Genomic DNA, 17,131 nt, shown 5'->3' with positions numbered 1-17,131 from the left:
CTGCCAGTCGGGACAAGACCATCAAACTCTGGGATGTCACCACTGGCAAGCAAATCCGCACTCTCCAGGGGCATAGCGAGGTGGTTACGAGTGTCAGTTTCAGCCCCGATGGCAGAACCTTGGCTTCTGCCAGTTATGACGAGACCATCAAACTCTGGGATGTCACCACTGGCAAGCAAATCCGCACTCTCCAGGGGCATAGCAGTTGGGTTAGGAGTGTCAGTTTCAGCCCAGATGGCAAAACCTTGGGTTCTGGCAGTGATGACAACACCATCAAACTCTGGGATGTCACCACTGGCAAGCAAATCCGCAATCTCCAGGGGCATAGCAGTTTGGTTTATAGTGTCAGTTTCAGCCCCGATGGTCAAACCTTGGCTTCTGCCAGTGAGGACAACACCATCAAACTCTGGGATGTCACCACTGGCAAGCAAATCCCCACTCTCCAGGGGCATAGCTTTCAGGTTTGGAGTGTCAGTTTCAGCCCCGATGGTAAAACCTTGGCTTCTGGCAGTGATGACAAGACCATCAAACTCTGGGATGTCACTACTGGCCAGGAAATCCGCACTCTCCAAGGGCATAGCGAGGTGGTTATGAGTGTCAGTTTCAGCCCCGATGGTCAAACCTTGGCTTCTGCCAGTCAGGACAACACCATCAAACTCTGGGAGGTCACCACTGGCAAGCAAATCCGCACTCTCCAGGGGCATAGCCGTTGGGTTTGGAGTGTCAGTTTCAGCCCCGATGGTCAAACCTTGGCTTCTGCCAGTCAGGACGAGACAGTGATTTTGTGGAATTTGAATTTTGACGATTTACTGGTGCGCGGTTGCGATAAGGTGCGGGTTTATTTGCAGAACCCCAGCGCAAATATCAGCGAAAGTGACAGACATCTATGTGATGGTATTGGTACTGGGAAAAGTCAGAAATGATGCTTCCATTTATGATAGCAACTCCTTCTTACTGCTTTCCCAACTAGATCTCGGAAAATCAAGCAACAATGCACATTCGATAAATTCTCTATTTGCTTGCCTTGATCCCTAACGTCGATAAGCTAAGGCAAAGCGATCGATTCCTGCTAAATCAGAAAATATCTGAACTTCACCGTAACTTCCGTGACTTTGCAGCATATCAGCTACCGCCTCAGCTTGTCCCGCCATCATCTCCACCAACCAAACTCCCCCGGATTCTAAATAATCGGGAGCCGTTTCTACCAAATGCCGGATGCAATCTAACCCGTCAAAGCCGCCGTCTAAGGCCAGATGAGGTTCGTGCTTCAAAACTTCCGGTTGCAGAGTCAGCACCGTGCTGCTGGGGATGTAAGGCGGGTTAGACACCATGCCGCTGACTTGACCTTTGAGAAATGCTAGCGGTTCCCACCACAAACCTTGATAAAAATTAATTCGCGATCCAAAACCCAAATTCTCAGCATTCAGTCGAGCAACTGCCAAAGCTTCCGAACTGCAATCTACTGCATAAACCGTAGCATTTGTCAACGCAGAAGCCAACCCGATCGCGATCGCCCCGCTGCCCGTCCCCAAATCCACCCAATGCGATTTGGCAAATTCTCCCCCCCGAAGTTCGGAGAAGTTTAAATCTTCTCCCCCCCTTAGTAAGGGGGGGTTGGGGGGAGTAAATTTTTGATTGATATTTTCGGCTTCTAAACGGCTTTTAACAGCTTCTACAGCCAAATCGATCAGCAATTCCGTTTCAGGACGCGGAATTAGCACCGCCGGCGTTACTTTGAGCGAAAAATGCCGCCAATGTGCAACTCCCGTTAAATACTGCACCGGCACCCGTTCCTGCAAGCGCTGCTGCCACAATTGAGCAAGTTCAGATAAAGACAACTTTAATTCTATTTTTGGCAAATCTTTAAACGATTCCAAACGCAGAGCCAACCTATCCAAACCCGCCAGCTCTTGCAGAAGCCAGTCGATTTCTGCTAGGGGAATGTCATAGGATCTCGCCTCGGTTTTAGCTTGATTCATCCACTGCCAAACCTCTAAACCCGAAACTAACATAAGGCTTCGTAATAATTGCTAATTGCTAATTGCTAATTGTTAATTGCTAATTTCTAATTCGTAAATAGTAGGTTGAGTCGAGAAACCCAACCTACTAATCAATGACTGAGAACTGATGACTAATGACTGATGAGTGCTGGCTAACTATTAGCGAGCCGGTCGAGCTGGAGCCGGAGAGGCTGGAGCCGGCCGAGCTGGAGCCGGAGCAACCTGTGGATTTTGGCCCGCACCAGCAGGTTGGAGCGATCGCACAAATTCCAGGGACTCCCGCGACGGAATCAACATCATTTGGGTCAAAAACGGGTCGTTCTCAGTACGCAAAGCTTCCAAAACGCTCTCCAAGTTCACCACCTCAATCTTAATTGTGGCAGTCACGTTCGGCTGCTGCTGCTTAAAACGATCGACCATTCCCTGCAAATCCTCCTTGTTAAAAAACAAGGGAATCACCTCTTGTTGACCCCGCTGAATCGTCAAATAACCATTTTCCGCGCCGCCTCTGGCCAAAAACAGAGGTACACCGTTGAACTCGTTAACTTGTTGACCAGTCTGCTGAAGTACAGTTTTAGCCGACTGCACCTGCTGCGGAGCCGGAACGAAAGCAAATTGCACCTCCTCCGGCTTGCCTTTATTTGCTTGAGTGATCTGATAAATTTCCCCCAGCGACACCGGCATCACGCGCACCGACGCCGCCAACTGAGGATTTTTGGTTTTCAGTTGATCCACAAAAGCTTGAGCATCTTTCTGGCTGATGAAAATTCCCGCCACCGAAGCATTACCAGTTTGACCCTGACCCTGCTTGGGAACAGAAGCGACCAGGGGCGCACCCTGAGCGTCTGTAATCGTAAATACCGGCACCGATCGCAATTTTTCCAAAATTTGCGGCTCCGGCAGTGCCAGTGCAGACATCTTGCCAATTGGGGAGGGGCCCAGCAGAGTGCTGCCGACAATTCCCAATATTGCGCCCAAACGAACTAATGATTTCATGTTTTTTCCATCAGGAGCGATCCTGAAACACATTAACGCAAAGACTGGCGACTTAACACGATCGGCAAAAACTGCCTCAATTTGTTTTCATTTTTACGAAATGTAAACATCAGAGACAGTTCTGCTTCAATCTATTATTTAACATTATGCGATCGGGATGACAGGATTTGAACCTGCGACATCCTGCTCCCAAAGCAGGCGCGCTACCAAGCTGCGCTACATCCCGGTGGTATAGTTAGCTAACCTCTAACCATTAACACACAAAACCGCTTGCTTGTCAAGCTTTATTAAATATTTAGCTCTCGATGCAGCTAAGGCGAAGTTTTTTTCAGGTTGTCCGGTTTGACCCCACCCAAAAACCGATACCAGCCCCTGACTCCTATCGTGCTCGGCTCAAATCGACTGACAATACTTGCACAGCTTCATAACCGCCCTGATGCCGAGATACATCCACGGGTAACTGACCGCAGCGCACAGGTGCATTCAGTGTTGTCAGCGTCAATATTGTATTGTATGTCCTCAACAAATCAACGCCGACCTGCACCTCGCTTGCTAATCTGGATACCAAAACATACCTTTAATCCCCTCTGGATCGGACATAAAGCCCAAATTGCGGTAAAAGTCCACCACTTGAGGGTCAGCAAATAAGGTAATGTTGCTGATATCTTCACTGCGGAGTTTTTTAATGATGTATTTCATCAGCGCCTTGCCCATGCCCTTGCCCTGGTAGTCGGGATGAACTACCACATCCCAAAGCGTGGCATTAAAAGCATGGTCTGAAGTCGCTCTGGCGAAACCCACCAGCCGTCGCTGGCTGCCCCGCATCTCCCACATAGAGACGACTAGGAAGCTGTGCTGAATAGCTTTTTTGACTTTACGCAGGGGACGGCGGGACCAACCCACTGCATTACAAAGTTCTTCGAGTTCGTAGAGGTCAATGTCCCGATCGCAACTGAAAAAGATGCGAGCGTTGCCGCTGGCGGGTTTGCGAAACGTTGGGGAAAGCGGATCGCCTAACCCAACAGCCACATCTTCCTCAAAATCCGCTGTTTGGGGTACAGAGGCAGACTCAGAACTACTAAATAAGTTTTTCCAAAAACCCATGCAGGCGCGGTTAAGGTAGTAGAAGTTGGACGACGAGAAAGAGAACCCGACAGATAAACCCACTCCGATCGGCGTAGGATCAATTGCCGGTAGCCTCTTGAGGAACAGTTTACGGTACACTCATCTTACGCCGAAAACAGGGATTTGTCGTCCAACATTGAGTCTGCGCTTTTTTGATTCTGTCAAGTTTGGTAGAACTGTTCTGCTAGCCAGTGCCCGGACAACCCGCTTTTAAGGTAAAATTTGTTGCCGAACCAGGACTGAGGCATTTTGGGAAATGCTTCTTTTGAGTGCCGCCGATCGCGCCGGAACTTATACCCTTGGTGGGAAATACCACTGGAATGGCGCAACGGTGACATTCTCGTGATAAGTTCTCAGACAGATTTGACTTTTGCTTTTAGTGAGGAGACGGGCACAATTTAAGTCGAATCGTCGAATCGAAAATCCCATTGCCATAAGGCATGGAAGAGTCAATACCTCGTATATCTCCCGCACCTTCTCCTCAATTATGGCTTCGGGTTTAAAACCATCTACACTAGAACTCCTCAAGCGCTTTAACCGAGCGTTTCCGCAGTTTTATGAGCAATTTGTCAGCAGCGAAATCCAGTTGCAAAACCTCAAATTAGCTTACCAGCTTTACAAAACTCGGCAAGCAGTCATCGAAATCCGAGCCGAAGGTAACAAAAGTGCCCTGCATTTTGCTTACCGGAACCAGTCTTTTCTACTGAGCGATATTTTTGGAGTGCTCGCGGCCTACGGACTGACAATTCACAGTCTGAGTCTGTACGGTCAAATTTACCCGCCCATGCTGGTATTTATCAAATTGGTCGTATCTCGCGGTGGCAAGGTACTGGCAGATAAAACAGCAGAAAACGTCTGTAGAGCCGTTCGAGAGGCATTGGCGGGACATTTTGAGGTTGAAGAGATGTTGGCGGTGGAATTTAATTTAGACGCGGGTTTGGAAGATGTGGCAACTGAATTCTACGTCGATCCGGTTTTCCACTTGCCAGCTTTACTGATTGAAGCAGATAATCAACCTGGACTTTTTTACAAAGTTATGTATGCAATCTGGCAAGAGGATTTGTTGGTCGTAAATGCTAATTTGCTGGTTTGGCGGGGGCGAACTCGCCTAATTCTCTACTTGTTGGGGCCCAATGAAAGTTTAATTCCCGAATATCTGGGGCAGAAAATCGCTGAGGGGGTGCGACAAAGATTGCTGGGCGAGCGATTTTAGGGCAAGCTACCGATGATCCCTAAATAACTAGATTTCTATAAGTAGACATTAGTTTGCAAAAGTTTTCCAGTGAGATAGGATAAAAAGCTCGGCAAAATTGTTCCTACAAACGAGTGTAGATAGCGGTTCTCATAAACATGGGAGACGCACAAACGATATTGTCAAGCTTTTTAACTTTGATGGGTAATTCATCTACAAAATAACCACCATAATAGAAAAAACGTGCCAGATAAATAGGCGAGTTTAACAAGCAATAATCCGGAGTGTTTTTAGTTCCTACTCTGAAAACAGCGATTTTCCGTTGGTAGCTCGATTGCCTTGGAGCCTTAAAATCCTTCTTCTACGGTTGGCTATCAAAAACAGTCCGAAGTATTGAACAAGTGTTACTTTCGTTTAAGACGGAATTAAAACCTTCTAATAAACAGGTTTTAATTCCGTCAAGATTCTGGAGTAGCAAGACACGCTTACAATTGGGAGAACGGGATAATGCTGGAAATAGTGGCGTTGAGAGCAACGGAGCAAACCATAAAACTCCCTACACCGAGCGAATTACACAAACGCTTGGTAACAGGACTTAAAAGTTATTATCAGTGTTATTACAATCAATAATTGAAGTTTTAAAATTATCTATAATTTAGCAAGACTCCGGACAGTTTTTATATGAGCCAAGGGCTTATTCTGTAGGACTTCGCAGCCCCTGTGGATAATTAAATCAATGTCAGCTCTACCCGGAGTTGCATTTAATTGGACTTTATTTATGATCCTTGTGCTGTAAAGCTTGTAGTCTGGTTGCAAAAACTGTCCGCAGTATTGATTTAGCTATAATGAACTGAGTTAATAACCGCTTACAATAAGGATGTAGTCAGATTACAAACACCAAAATTTCCGATAAAAAAATCGCATAAAAGGGCAAGCTAGGCCCAGATTACCCGTGTAGTGGACAAAAATTTTGTAGCGTCACCTTAAGACCGCGCGTTGCAGCAGGAAGTAAGCGGTAAATCGATAAAGTTGAGTCTTTTTGGCTTACTTATAGCGCTTCTTGGGTATATGAGGTAAACAATTCAACTGAAAAAGCTTGAGAACACAGGGTTTCGGCGTACTCGCTCTTTCTGAGAAAGGCTATACATAGGTTTACATAGGTCTTATGGAGCGGATAAGATAAAAGTATGGCAACAATCGACATCCTAGGGGTTCGGCACGCTTACGATTTGACGGCTCCGACAGCAACTTCCCCGGTTCTGGTATTTGTCCACGGCTGGCTTTTAAGCCGCCACTACTGGCAACCTTTGACGGATCGCTTGGCATCAAACTATCAGTGCCTTACCTATGATTTGCGGGGGTTTGGCGATTCTCAATCGGACTCCGGCGACGATCGCCCATGTTCCGAACCGCTAAATTCCTGCTACACTCCCGCAGCTTACGCTCGCGATTTGGAACTTTTACTCGAAAAACTCGATATATCTTCTGCTTGGCTGGTGGGACACTCTCTCGGCGGTACGATCGCTCTATGGGGAGCCAGCAAATTGTCCGATCGCGTTAAAGGCGTGGTCTGCATCAATGCAGGGGGTGGCATCTATCTTAAGGAAGAATTTGAGCGGTTTCGAGCGGTCGGCAAGCAGCTAGTGACAATGCGCCCCGGCTGGCTGCCTCGCTTGCCGTTAGCAGATTACCTGTTTGCCCGCGATTCTGTAGCCCGCTCGATCGGCAGATCCTGGGGACGGCAGCGCTTAATAGATTTCGTGGGAGCTCATCCAGAGGCAGCTTTGGGGGCTTTGTTGGACTCCACCACAGAAGCGGAGATTCACCTATTGCCACAAATTGTCTCCCAACTCAAGCAACCTGTTTATTTTATTGCCGGTACTAAAGACAAAATTATGGAACCAAAATACGTGCTGCATTTGGCTAGCTTTCACTGGATGTTCCAAGGTTGTGGCGCAAATGTCCTTCAGCTTCCCGATTGTGGCCATTTGGCAATGGTGGAACAGCCGGATGCAGTGGCTAGTTACCTGCAAAATATTCTGAAAGAACACACTTAAAGGGCATTTGCTAAAGCGAAACCGAGGAATGGGGCATTGGGCAGATCTCCGGTTCGGGGAAGCTTCGCTTCCCAAATAGAAAGTTACAAGTTAAAAGTTAAAACATTTTTCCCTGTTCATTCCCTCAACATCGGCCCGTAAAATCACGTACACAATCCGTAAAATCCCGTACACAATCTGTTGCTGAACTTCCTTCACCTAAATCTGTTATCTTAAATAGATAACTCTGCCCGATCGCCCTTAAGGACAGAGCTTCTGACTCGATAGTGGCAAATTGTCTGAATACTAATTCTGCTTAAATATCTGTGCGCGTTAACCTCACCGATCGGCAACAACACATCCTTTGGGCAACGGTTCGCCACTACATAGCTACAGCGGAACCCGTTGGCTCAAAAGCTTTGGCTGACGAATTCAACCTCAGCGTCAGCCCAGCTACAATTCGCAATGCGATGGGGACTCTTGAAAAAGCTGGACTGCTTTATCAGCCCCACACTTCGGCAGGACGAGTCCCCTCTGACTCCGGCTACCGAATTTATGTAGACCAGTTGATTCAGCCGTCTGATACGCTGGCCCGCAAGGTGGAACAGGTACTAGACCAGCTCAATTGGTCGGACGGCCGCATGGACGCGGCACTCCGCGGCGCGGCTCAAATTCTGGCAACTATCAGCGGTTACATAGCAATGATCACCATACCGCAAACCAATATGGCTTGCTTGCGCCACTTGCAACTGGTGCAGCTAGAGCCGGGAAAGGTGATGCTGATCGTGGTGACGGATGCCTACGAAACTCAGTCGGTTTTGGTGCAGTTGCCTTTGGACGCAGAAGGTAACACGCCTGATGTCGAAATCGTCGATCGCCAATTGCAGATTTTGTCGAATTTTTTGAACAGCAAGTTGCGGGGACGATCGCTCTCGGAACTCTCGACTGTAGACTGGAGCGAGTTAGACCGGGACTTTGAACTGTACGCTGAGTGGATGGAAACCATGCTGACTGCTTTGAGCAGCCGCCAAAGCAATCCAACCTACACGCGGATTCTGATTGGCGGTTTAGCAGAAGCGCTGCGCTTGCCTGAGTTTTCGCAGTTGCAGCAAGTTCAAACCCTGGTGCAATTGCTCGAACAAGAGCAAGAACTGCTTTGGCCTTTGATTTTTGAATCGCCTGAGTTGGACATCCCCGGGAAGCGGGTAACGGTGCGTATTGGTTCGGAAAATTCTTTAGAACCAATTCGTGGCTGTACTTTGATTTCTTCGACTTACCGCCGGGGATCAGTGCCGGTTGGTAGTGTTGGGGTTTTGGGGCCGACGCGGATGGTTTATGAAAATGCGATCGCGGTAGTGGAAGCTGCGGCCGATTATTTGTCAGAAGCTATTGGCGGAAATCGAGTGAGTTTTCCTGATGGCGATCGAGGGCGATCGGATCATCCCTTGTTAGATGCACCCTAATGTGATAGCCCCAAGCTTAACGAGCTTGGGGTTTTATTGTCTGTGGACGTACTCGCAACCTTTATCAAGCGGGTTTTGTGACAAAAAACCCAGGCTTTTATCCCACATTCCGCACCCAGGGGTGTTACACAGTATAATTACGCAGAAAGCTAGATCTTTAAAGTAATAGATTATGTATTTAAAGAGTTATTTATCCGTTAATATACGTAAATTCTACTAAAATAGTAGAATTTATAGTTTTATTGCTGCCTCAAAATAAGTAAAAACCGATAGTGACAGTTGAGGGTGTCAAATATGGGTTTTATACTATTTTTGGGGTAAGAAACTAAAGCTTCGTGCTTGACAAGAGAGTTTCGTAAACAACCCGGTTTCTGCGTCCATTAGCGGCTCGGAAAGTGGCAGGAGTTACGGGGTAGCGACTTTCCAGCGATTGGTAGAAAAAGATTGCGATGGCGAGCGATCGCGCATTTACAGAAAGTGGTCGCCGAGGATTAGTCGAATGGCAGGTTTAGCAGCCCAAACGATGAGTTTTGTTGCAAACCGGGTGGGCGATCGCCCGCTCTAGGGATAGCTGCTGCGACAAATAAATTGAGGCGGCCCGAACCCCGCGATCGTCGATTCCCAAGGCAGCAGAATGTCAAAATATTAAGACATTTTAGAGAGTTCGTCAAAAACAACTAAAAAAGATTAGTGTTGATATGAAAGCAATATTTCTTTTGGGAATAGCCCGGGTTAAACAATTGCAAATAACTTGCAGTGAATTTGGCTTGATTGCCACTCCATAAAAAATTTAACCGCTGAGTTAAGATCGAAACGGAATTTAGGGAATTTTCTTTTAGCATTCAATGAAATCGACTGATAAAACTAAAAATACCTTTGCGATAACAACGCCTCTGTATTATGTAAACGATTTACCTCACGTTGGCAGTGCTTACACGACTATGGCTGCAGATGCCCTAGCCCGATTTGAGCGGCTGCGGGGCAAATCTGTTTTGCTGGTGACGGGGACCGACGAACACGGGCAGAAAATTCAGCGGACAGCCGAGAGTTTGGGACGATCGCCCCAAGCTCACTGCGATTCAGTGGTTCCGGCGTTTGAGGCGCTGTGGGAGCAACTCGACATCCAGTACGATCGCTTCATCCGCACAACTTCGCGGCGCCACGAGTACATTGTCAAAGAATTTTTCCAGCGGGTCTGGAACTCCGGCGACATCTACTTGAACCAGCAGCAAGGCTGGTACTGCGTCTCCTGTGAAGAATTCAAGGATGAACGGGAATTGTTGCCGGGAAATCGGTGCTCCGTCCACACCAGCAAGGAAGTTGAGTGGCGCGACGAGGAAAATTACTTTTTTCGCCTGTCGCGCTATCAAGACCAACTGCTGACCTTGTACGCAGAACGTCCCGACTTCATCGCGCCGGAAAGCCGACGCAACGAAGTGCTAAGTTTCGTCAACTCTGGACTGCAAGACTTTTCGATTTCTAGAGTGAATCTCGAATGGGGTCTGCCAATGCCAGTTGATCCCAGTCACAGCATCTACGTGTGGTTTGACGCTTTGCTGGGATACGTCACCGCCTTGCTAGATCCGGACAGCGACCCGATTTTGGAGAATGCTTTATCTAAATGGTGGCCGGTTGACTTGCACTTGATCGGCAAAGATATTCTTCGCTTCCACGCAGTTTACTGGCCGGCAATGCTGATGTCAGCGAATCTGCAGGTGCCGGGTCGCGTCTTCGCACACGGGTTTTTGACCAAAGACGGCAAAAAAATGGGGAAATCGGAGGGTAATACTTTAAACCCTGTCGAATTGGTCAATAAATACGGCGCTGACGCAGTGCGTTACTATTTCCTCAAAGAAATTGAGTTCGGAGAGGACGGCGATTTTAACGAAACTCGGTTTATCAATATATTGAATGCTGAGCTAGCAAATGATTTGGGAAATTTGCTTAACCGTACCCTAAACATGGCTCGAAAATATTGCGGTGGTTGCGTACCCAATGTGTTGGGAGAAAACATTGACGGCGACAACCTTCTCAAGGCTATGAGCCTGGATTTGGGCGCTCAAGTAACGGGTTTTTACGAAGAGTTGGCTTTTAGCAAGGCTTCCGAAGCCGTGCTTGCATTAGTTCGAGCCGGTAACAAGTTTATTGACGTGCAAGCACCTTGGAGTTTGTACAAGCAGGGACAGATAGAAAGTGTCGCACAAGTGCTATATTCTGTTCTGGAATCTGTTAGACTAGCATCTTACCTTTTATCGCCGATTATTCCAAATATCAGCAACGCTATCTATCAGCAGCTAGGTTTTTCAATTGACTTTAACGATCGAGTTACAGTTAACAGTTTAGCGAATTTTGCGGCTCATGCTACCTGGGGCGCTTTGCCGGCAAACCAAACTCTGGGGGAACCCCAACCTGTTTTTAAGCGGCTCGAACTGCTGTAAACAGTACCTTCATAGTTGGCAGCCACCGCTCTGGGTGTGATGACAGACTACGAATTAGCAGTTATTTCCTTACCAATCTTTCATAAAATTTGAGGCATAACAATCATGTTGAATAGAATAGAGAGCAACGACCTTTTTACGCCGGAACAGGTTCTAGAAAATCGTGGTAGAGTGGCAATTTTTATTGACGGTTCTAACCTTTTTTACGCGGCTTTGCAGTTAGGAATTGAGATTGATTACACTAAGCTGCTGTGCCGTTTAACTGCGGGTTCGCGGCTGCTGCGCTCTTTCTTCTACACGGGTGTCGATCGCACTAACGAGAAACAGCAGGGGTTTTTGCTGTGGATGCGCCGCAACGGCTACCGCGTGATTTCTAAGGATTTGGTACAGTTGCCTGACGGTTCTAAGAAGGCGAATTTGGATGTAGAAATCGCTGTGGATATGATGGCTTTAGTGGGGTCTTACGACACGGCGGTACTGGTGAGCGGTGACGGCGATTTGGCTTATGCTGTAGATGCTGTGAGCTATCGCGGTGTGCGGGTGGAGGTGGTGAGTTTGCGATCGATGACGAGCGACAGTTTGATTAATGTAGCCGATCGCTATATCGACCTGGAAATGATTAAGGACGACATCCAAAAAACATCGCGCCCTAATTATGCTTACCGCCCTTTGTCGGGTCTGAGCTTGATGGAGGAACACGACGACAGATAGGGATTTGGTAATGTGTAATTGGTAAGGGTTAATAGGTGATGATTAATGGGTTGAATTATTGAGAATTAGAAGTTAAAAATTTAGACAAAGCATGACACATTTTTAATTTTTGATTAAGTGTTTTTCACGACCCAATTATCAATTACCAATTCCCCATTCCTCATTCCCAATTACCGATTATCAATTCCCTATTCCCAATGATTCATCTAAAATCCCAAATTCCCAATCTCAACTCCCCAAAATTGAGGCTGCTATTTTTAGCCGTACTGATTTTGGGGATTGATGCTTGTGCGGTTCCGCAAGAGACTCAAAAGAACAAATTAGCTGAGGATCTCCAAACTGCTCAACAGTCAAACAGCACTTTAACTTTAAACAAAGTAACTCTAGAACAAGCAAACGAAAAGGGCGAGACGTTCTGGAAAGTCAACTCGCAAAATGCCGTTTACAGCAAAGACAAAAAAATAGTTAACGTTCAGAAACCTGTGGGCAAATTGTTTCAGGACGGCAAAGAAATTTACGATATTCAGGGAGAAACGGGGCAGGTATTTCAGGAAGGAAATCAGGTTTTTCTCAAAGGTAACATAGTCGCTAAAGACCTGAAAAATGGAGTGGTCTTGCGCGGAAATGAGTTGGAGTGGCGACCAAAGGAGGATGTTTTAGTTGTCCGTAACAATTTGACGGGAGAGAACAAACAGGTGACGGCTTCAGCGAAGGAAGCGCGGGTTTTCAGCAGGGCTAAGAGGATGGAGTTATTCGGTTCTGTGGTGGCGAATGTTAAAGATCCGGTTTTGCAATTGCGAACCGAGCACTTAGTGTGGTTTGTGGAGCAACAAAAGGTAAACAGCGACAAACCAACTCAAATTGACAGATACAAAGATAAAATAGTAACAGACAGCGGTTTTGCCGACCAAATAGATGTAGACTTAAAAACCAAGATTGCGACGCTGACAAAAAACGCTCAGTTGATGCCATCAGATCCGCCGCTGCAAATAGAAAGCAGTTTGATGAGTTGGAATTTTCCGGCGCAATCTGTGGTATCGCCCGGGCCTGTGAAGGTTTTTCACCGCGTGGAAAAGGTGACGATGACTGGGGATACGGGGCGGGGAGATTTAGATAAAAAAGTTTTTTATTTGACGGGAAATGTGGTAGGAATTGGTGAAAAACGTCAAGCTCAATTAAATACCGATCGCGTAACATGGTATTTAACTAATCAGACTTTTGATGCAGAAGGAAATGTGGTTTACAAGCAACTAAATCCGGTGTTTAATTTGACTGGGCCAAGGGCGGCGGGAGAGTTGAAAAATCAAACTGTGATTGTCAAAGGCGACGGTGGTGGCGGCCAAGTGGTTACGGAATTTGTACCGGACGAGTATAAGGGAACTTTGGGACAGTAGATGGGATTGCGATCGCAGATGTCGACAGATGATCCCTGATGAACGCAGATAAGAAGCTAGACAGAATTAATAGACCTCTTGCCAAAAAATATGTGTTATCCTTAAAAGTCTGCTCAAGTTTAGGTCAAACTTTGAATTATGGGGTTGATTGGCATCTCCTTAAACTTGCCCAGCCTGCTCGATCATAAAATTGGCTAAACTTTCAATAATAGCACCAAATTATTTTGCAAGAGGTCTAATTACACAAATAGGGAGCATCCCGCTTTTGCAAGTAGGCAAAAGTATGATAAAATCTTTCGCTTTATGGAAAAACCTAGACTTAGCTTCCCAAAAAAATCTGTTTTAGAGTCAATGAGCCATTTTATAGCAATTGAAAAATAGAGTATCTCAAGAGTTACAATAGTCCATAAATAATTTTGACGAACCCAACATGACGCCTGACGAACAAGCACGTTTACGATCTTCGTACTGCTGAAATCGCCAAAATTTTATACAAAAACACTCCCCCCGAGGCATTAGAGAGCCTGGAAACAATAGAAGGGCACCTGAGAAAACAATGGATAGAGATAGTGGGACCCCAAGTTGCTTTTTTTTTATCAAAGAAAGAACGGGAACAGACAAAAGACGTCCCCGAACAGTAAAAATCTGTGTGGGTGAGTTAAAAATTACCGAAAAACAAGCGGAACAATTAAACCTCAAAAAATCGACTCGCTTGGCCCCTTTTTTCGAGAAATGCTGTCTGCGACAAGTGGCAGTCTTATCCTATTCCAAGGCATCTAAAGAAATTGAGGTACAGACGGGAGTCAAGATAGGTCATACCACTTTACATAGATTGGTAGAAAACCAAGAGTGGGTCGAACCAGTAGCATTCACCCCAATTAAAGAAACCAGTGTGGATGGAGGGAAAGTGCGTGTTAGAGGACCAAAAGGGGAGGGTTCTCACTGGCTCGATTATAAAGCAGTTAGTCTTCATGACAGCTTTTATGCTGCATATTTTCTGGAAAATGAAGTGTTGATTGATTATGTCAATCGTCAGCCGTTAAATTCCCTACTGACTTGTTTAGGCGATGGACACGATGGAATTTGGAATATCATCGGTCAATTAAATCCGGATGGCAATCGCCGAGAAATCTTAGACTGGTATCATTTAGTAGAAAATTTGCACAAAGTAGGATGGTCTAAAAAACGGCTGTATAGAGCAAAAAAATTGTTGGGGCAAGGCCGTGTAGATGAAACGATTAAGTTGTTTGAGTTGTGCGGTCGCCGTCAGAGTACCAACTTTTGTAACTACATAACAAAACCTCGGAATCGAATCGTTAACTATCAAGTCTTGTCCAGCCAAAATACTTGCTCTATCGGGTCGGGAGCCGTGGAATTATTAGTGAAACAGATTGATAGAAGATTAAAAAATTCCGGGGTTCAGTGGCGTCGTGAAAATATTAATCAAATGCTGAAACTTAGGTGTGCTTACTTGAATGATAAAATATAGACGCATCCTTCAAGAGCCATTTTCCTTCCAAACTCCCATACTTTAGATGCTCCTCAAAGCCAGTGCGCTTAGCGCGCGGGCGAAACTTTTGCGTTATATCATATAGCGCAAGGCGAAAACTTTTGGCTCTTATCATACTTTTAACCATTTACAAAACCGGATGCTCCCTGGCTCGCTTCTGTTCTCTAGGCTCGGGGTTGCTATCGATAAAATCACTTAATTCTTTGAGATTTTGCTGCTCAGACATATTTTTCTATTCACGCTATATTTCCATCTAAATATTAACATACGACCTAACTATTATAACTTATAAATTTTTACAAATCATTTAGGATTGCTATATTTATTCATTACCTCAAGTTTGGTGATGTCCCTGTACCCGCGCGCTTCATCCCTTAATTCAGCAACGCCGACAAAATCTCGCCTGAAAATTCAGATAGCAGCAGCACAACAACTCGCAGCAGGAGAAGAAGTAAAAGGTAAACGGCTATTGCACTAATTAATAGATGACAAAATCTGCTGGTAAGCATCGATGGTTTGTTGGGCGATCGCCTCCCAGTTATAATGCTTTTTGGCATACTCTTGGCCGTTCAATCCCCGGCGTTGACGCTCCTGTGGATTCAGAAGTGCTGATTTGATTGAATTGGCGATCGCCCCTACTTCCAAAGGCCCCACCCAACCAGCCTCTGCTTGCTGTATGTCTTCGGCAATATGTATGCGATCGGAAATGGCGACAGGTAGACCGGCAGCCATCGCTTCTGCTACAGCAATGCCAAAGTTTTCGTAATAAGAAGGCAATACAAATAAGTCGGCTTTGGTCAACAGTTCAGCTTTAAAATCACCGCTCACAAAGCCCATTATTGTTGTGTATTTTGCTAAGCTTGAATTCTGAATTTGCACTTTAATTTTTGTTTCATAATCAGCATCTTGGGGATTTGAACCAGCTAAAATAAAGTGAAACTCTATACCCGCTCCTAAAATACTTTCTAATGCTAGAATTAACAAATCAAGCCCTTTTTTAGGTTCAATTCGCGACATAAATAAGATGATTGGCACTTGAGAGTTCCGCAATCTCTTAGGAAACAAACCTGCTGTCACCCCCAATGGAATCACCAAATCCCGTGGCACAGGCATCTTGTCTGTGAAGTCCAAACCAAATCTTTCTGAGATTTTAGCCTCTTCTTTACTTGTGAAATGAATTGCGGCTGCCCCTGCTAAATTAGGGCGTTCTAAAAGCGTGGCATAAATCTGTTTCAAGCGCTTTTTTTTCTGCAAATCGGCGGGGTCAAGCATACCGCAGGGACGCATAATATATGGCAAATGATGATATCTAGCAATTGTGGCGGCAAAGGTAGTTACTGGTGAGAAAAGAGCGTGAATGTGAGCCAGGTCAAATTGTCGCGCATTTTCATTTAACCACTGCAATAAACTCAGAGAAAACTTATATCTACGAAACGGAGAACAGCGGAAATAAATAATTTGATAACCGTTTTGTTTTAGTGATTGATTTAAGGGGACATCTAAGGGATGTTGACCGATATCTCCGTTAGAATCTGTGGTGATAATTGTGACATCAATACATCGGGAAGCCAGGGCCGCTGAAAGTCCAAGTACCATTTGACTTGGCCCGCCGTATACCAAGGAAATTGAGGGGATAATTTGGAGAATCCGCATGGGGGATAGTTATTTAAATCAACATACCAACATCTCCCATTACAAATTTAATTATCTGCAAAAGGTTGCCCGTCTAGCTGTTCAGCTTCCTCTCTTTTTGTTGCTGTAATTTGGGTATTGTGAGCCATTGTCTTGGAAAATTCATACATTTCACTGGCTTTTGCTTCCGCAGCTTTCACAATTTCAAGGATTTCCAGGAGTAGGCTTTCATCTGGTAATTGTTTCATGGCAATGCTTCTAATCTCTCAACTACTTTGTCAATCATAATTTTCGATTCTGGAGCCATATGTAGCAACCCTGCTAAATAATCTCCTGCTTTTTGAACATCTTCATCGGGCACACCAGCCATCAATACATTGCCCACAATGTGCTCTGCTTGTAAACGAGTACCTGCTACGTTGAATTGAAAATTGGTGATAGAAGAAAAGTATTGCATCAGTATTTCATTTTGGGGAAAAAGAGACATTGCTCTTCTAAGTGCAAAAAGTCCCTGCGTTGCTTGGCGCTCGCTATCGTCTAGTACCTGGTAGAGTTCGTCAACCAAAGAGCGTATGTCGGAAGGAATAGACATTTACTACAGTTTTTATTTAACACTTGCATTATACTGCTAAAA

The 17,131-nt window shown here is 45.6% G+C and carries 16 protein-coding genes, 1 tRNA gene and 2 pseudogenes; 11 read left to right on the top strand and 8 right to left on the bottom strand.

The annotated features are described in order from the left end of the window. Positions 1-923, top strand: a pseudogene (locus QUA25_RS17205) (WD40 repeat domain-containing protein); the annotation flags it as partial. Positions 924-1,031: 108 nt separating this feature from the next. On the opposite strand, the gene QUA25_RS17200 reads toward QUA25_RS17205, so the two are convergent. The 5 genes from QUA25_RS17200 to QUA25_RS17180 form a co-directional block, all read right to left on the bottom strand. Next, positions 1,032-2,012 carry a HemK/PrmC family methyltransferase gene (locus QUA25_RS17200; protein ID WP_333039849.1) on the bottom strand — a complete coding sequence of 327 codons (981 nt, stop codon included), beginning with the start codon at positions 2,010-2,012 and terminating at the stop codon, positions 1,032-1,034. A 147-nt stretch (positions 2,013-2,159) separates the two neighbouring features. After that, the gene (locus QUA25_RS17195; protein WP_333039848.1) at positions 2,160-2,996 is read right to left on the bottom strand and encodes a Tic22 family protein; all 837 of its coding nucleotides are present in this window, start codon (positions 2,994-2,996) and stop codon (positions 2,160-2,162) included. 152 nt (positions 2,997-3,148) lie between these two features. Beyond that, positions 3,149-3,222 (bottom strand) — tRNA-Pro (locus tag QUA25_RS17190). Positions 3,223-3,375: 153 nt separating this feature from the next. Further along, on the bottom strand, positions 3,376-3,564 hold the full coding sequence (locus QUA25_RS17185; RefSeq protein ID WP_333039847.1) for a hypothetical protein: 189 nt from the start codon (positions 3,562-3,564) through the stop codon (positions 3,376-3,378). Beyond that, a complete protein-coding gene (locus tag QUA25_RS17180) occupies positions 3,549-4,100 on the bottom strand; it encodes a GNAT family N-acetyltransferase (RefSeq protein WP_172187348.1) in 552 nt (183 codons plus the stop codon). The genes QUA25_RS17185 and QUA25_RS17180 overlap by 16 nt, the downstream gene beginning before the upstream one ends. A 270-nt stretch (positions 4,101-4,370) precedes the next feature. Here QUA25_RS17180 and QUA25_RS17175 point away from each other — a divergent pair, with 270 nt between their 5' ends. The 10 genes and pseudogenes from QUA25_RS17175 to QUA25_RS17130 all read left to right on the top strand — a co-directional run bounded on the left by QUA25_RS17175 (position 4,371) and on the right by QUA25_RS17130 (position 15,343). Further along, entirely contained in the window at positions 4,371-4,523 is a 153-nt protein-coding gene (locus QUA25_RS17175) for a hypothetical protein (protein WP_333039846.1), read from the top strand. A gap of 85 nt (positions 4,524-4,608) precedes the next feature. Beyond that, a complete protein-coding gene (locus tag QUA25_RS17170) occupies positions 4,609-5,334 on the top strand; it encodes a hypothetical protein (protein ID WP_006631881.1) in 726 nt (241 codons plus the stop codon). Positions 5,335-6,500: 1,166 nt separating this feature from the next. After that, positions 6,501-7,370, top strand: coding sequence for an alpha/beta hydrolase (locus tag QUA25_RS17165; protein WP_333039844.1), 870 nt, complete (start codon positions 6,501-6,503; stop codon positions 7,368-7,370). Between the two features lie 299 nt (positions 7,371-7,669). After that, positions 7,670-8,812, top strand: coding sequence for a heat-inducible transcriptional repressor HrcA (gene hrcA / locus QUA25_RS17160; protein WP_445242230.1), 1,143 nt, complete (start codon positions 7,670-7,672; stop codon positions 8,810-8,812). 430 nt (positions 8,813-9,242) lie between these two features. Then, the gene (locus QUA25_RS17155; RefSeq protein WP_333039840.1) at positions 9,243-9,377 is read left to right on the top strand and encodes a hypothetical protein; all 135 of its coding nucleotides are present in this window, start codon (positions 9,243-9,245) and stop codon (positions 9,375-9,377) included. A gap of 280 nt (positions 9,378-9,657) precedes the next feature. Next, positions 9,658-11,250, top strand: coding sequence for a methionine--tRNA ligase (gene metG / locus QUA25_RS17150; RefSeq protein ID WP_333039838.1), 1,593 nt, complete (start codon positions 9,658-9,660; stop codon positions 11,248-11,250). A gap of 105 nt (positions 11,251-11,355) precedes the next feature. Next, positions 11,356-11,961, top strand: coding sequence for a LabA-like NYN domain-containing protein (locus QUA25_RS17145; protein WP_006631885.1), 606 nt, complete (start codon positions 11,356-11,358; stop codon positions 11,959-11,961). A 197-nt stretch (positions 11,962-12,158) separates the two neighbouring features. After that, positions 12,159-13,355, top strand: coding sequence for an LPS export ABC transporter periplasmic protein LptC (gene lptC, locus QUA25_RS17140; protein ID WP_333039835.1), 1,197 nt, complete (start codon positions 12,159-12,161; stop codon positions 13,353-13,355). A gap of 430 nt (positions 13,356-13,785) precedes the next feature. Continuing rightward, positions 13,786-14,844: pseudogene (locus QUA25_RS17135) on the top strand (ISKra4 family transposase). Positions 14,845-15,211: 367 nt separating this feature from the next. Continuing rightward, positions 15,212-15,343, top strand: coding sequence for a hypothetical protein (locus QUA25_RS17130; RefSeq protein ID WP_333039834.1), 132 nt, complete (start codon positions 15,212-15,214; stop codon positions 15,341-15,343). On the opposite strand, the gene hpsP is transcribed toward QUA25_RS17130, so the two are convergent. From hpsP to QUA25_RS17115, 3 genes are read right to left on the bottom strand one after another with little or no spacing between them, the layout of a single operon-like run. After that, the gene (gene hpsP / locus QUA25_RS17125) at positions 15,340-16,518 is read right to left on the bottom strand and encodes a hormogonium polysaccharide biosynthesis glycosyltransferase HpsP (RefSeq protein ID WP_333039832.1); all 1,179 of its coding nucleotides are present in this window, start codon (positions 16,516-16,518) and stop codon (positions 15,340-15,342) included. The genes QUA25_RS17130 and hpsP overlap by 4 nt on opposite strands. A 47-nt stretch (positions 16,519-16,565) precedes the next feature. Continuing rightward, on the bottom strand, positions 16,566-16,745 hold the full coding sequence (locus tag QUA25_RS17120) for a hypothetical protein (RefSeq protein WP_332977946.1): 180 nt from the start codon (positions 16,743-16,745) through the stop codon (positions 16,566-16,568). Then, on the bottom strand, positions 16,742-17,089 hold the full coding sequence (locus QUA25_RS17115) for a hypothetical protein (RefSeq protein ID WP_333039830.1): 348 nt from the start codon (positions 17,087-17,089) through the stop codon (positions 16,742-16,744). The genes QUA25_RS17120 and QUA25_RS17115 overlap by 4 nt, the downstream gene beginning before the upstream one ends. Positions 17,090-17,131: the final 42 nt, after the last annotated feature.

Origin of the sequence: Microcoleus sp. Pol17C6 (assembly GCF_036701145.1) — a bacterium.
In the GTDB taxonomy this organism is placed as follows: Bacteria; Cyanobacteriota; Cyanobacteriia; order Cyanobacteriales; family Microcoleaceae; genus Microcoleus.
Note: the sequence above shows the minus strand (reverse complement) of the source record. Positions and strands in the feature narration are given on the sequence as shown.

What these genes read in the sequence shown, in the direction of transcription:
- QUA25_RS17195 (WP_333039848.1), bottom strand. Translation starts at nt 2,996, where the DNA reads ATGAAATCATTAGTTCGTTTGGGCGCAATATTGGGAATTGTCGGCAGC.
- QUA25_RS17200 (WP_333039849.1), bottom strand. Translation starts at nt 2,012, where the DNA reads ATGTTAGTTTCGGGTTTAGAGGTTTGGCAGTGGATGAATCAAGCTAAA.
- QUA25_RS17130 (WP_333039834.1), top strand. Translation starts at nt 15,212, where the DNA reads ATGTCCCTGTACCCGCGCGCTTCATCCCTTAATTCAGCAACGCCGACA.
- QUA25_RS17120 (WP_332977946.1), bottom strand. Translation starts at nt 16,745, where the DNA reads ATGAAACAATTACCAGATGAAAGCCTACTCCTGGAAATCCTTGAAATT.
- QUA25_RS17170 (WP_006631881.1), top strand. Translation starts at nt 4,609, where the DNA reads ATGGCTTCGGGTTTAAAACCATCTACACTAGAACTCCTCAAGCGCTTT.
- QUA25_RS17115 (WP_333039830.1), bottom strand. Translation starts at nt 17,089, where the DNA reads ATGTCTATTCCTTCCGACATACGCTCTTTGGTTGACGAACTCTACCAG.
- QUA25_RS17180 (WP_172187348.1), bottom strand. Translation starts at nt 4,100, where the DNA reads ATGGGTTTTTGGAAAAACTTATTTAGTAGTTCTGAGTCTGCCTCTGTA.
- QUA25_RS17165 (WP_333039844.1), top strand. Translation starts at nt 6,501, where the DNA reads ATGGCAACAATCGACATCCTAGGGGTTCGGCACGCTTACGATTTGACG.
- hpsP (WP_333039832.1), bottom strand. Translation starts at nt 16,518, where the DNA reads ATGCGGATTCTCCAAATTATCCCCTCAATTTCCTTGGTATACGGCGGG.
- QUA25_RS17145 (WP_006631885.1), top strand. Translation starts at nt 11,356, where the DNA reads ATGTTGAATAGAATAGAGAGCAACGACCTTTTTACGCCGGAACAGGTT.
- metG (WP_333039838.1), top strand. Translation starts at nt 9,658, where the DNA reads ATGAAATCGACTGATAAAACTAAAAATACCTTTGCGATAACAACGCCT.
- lptC (WP_333039835.1), top strand. Translation starts at nt 12,159, where the DNA reads ATGATTCATCTAAAATCCCAAATTCCCAATCTCAACTCCCCAAAATTG.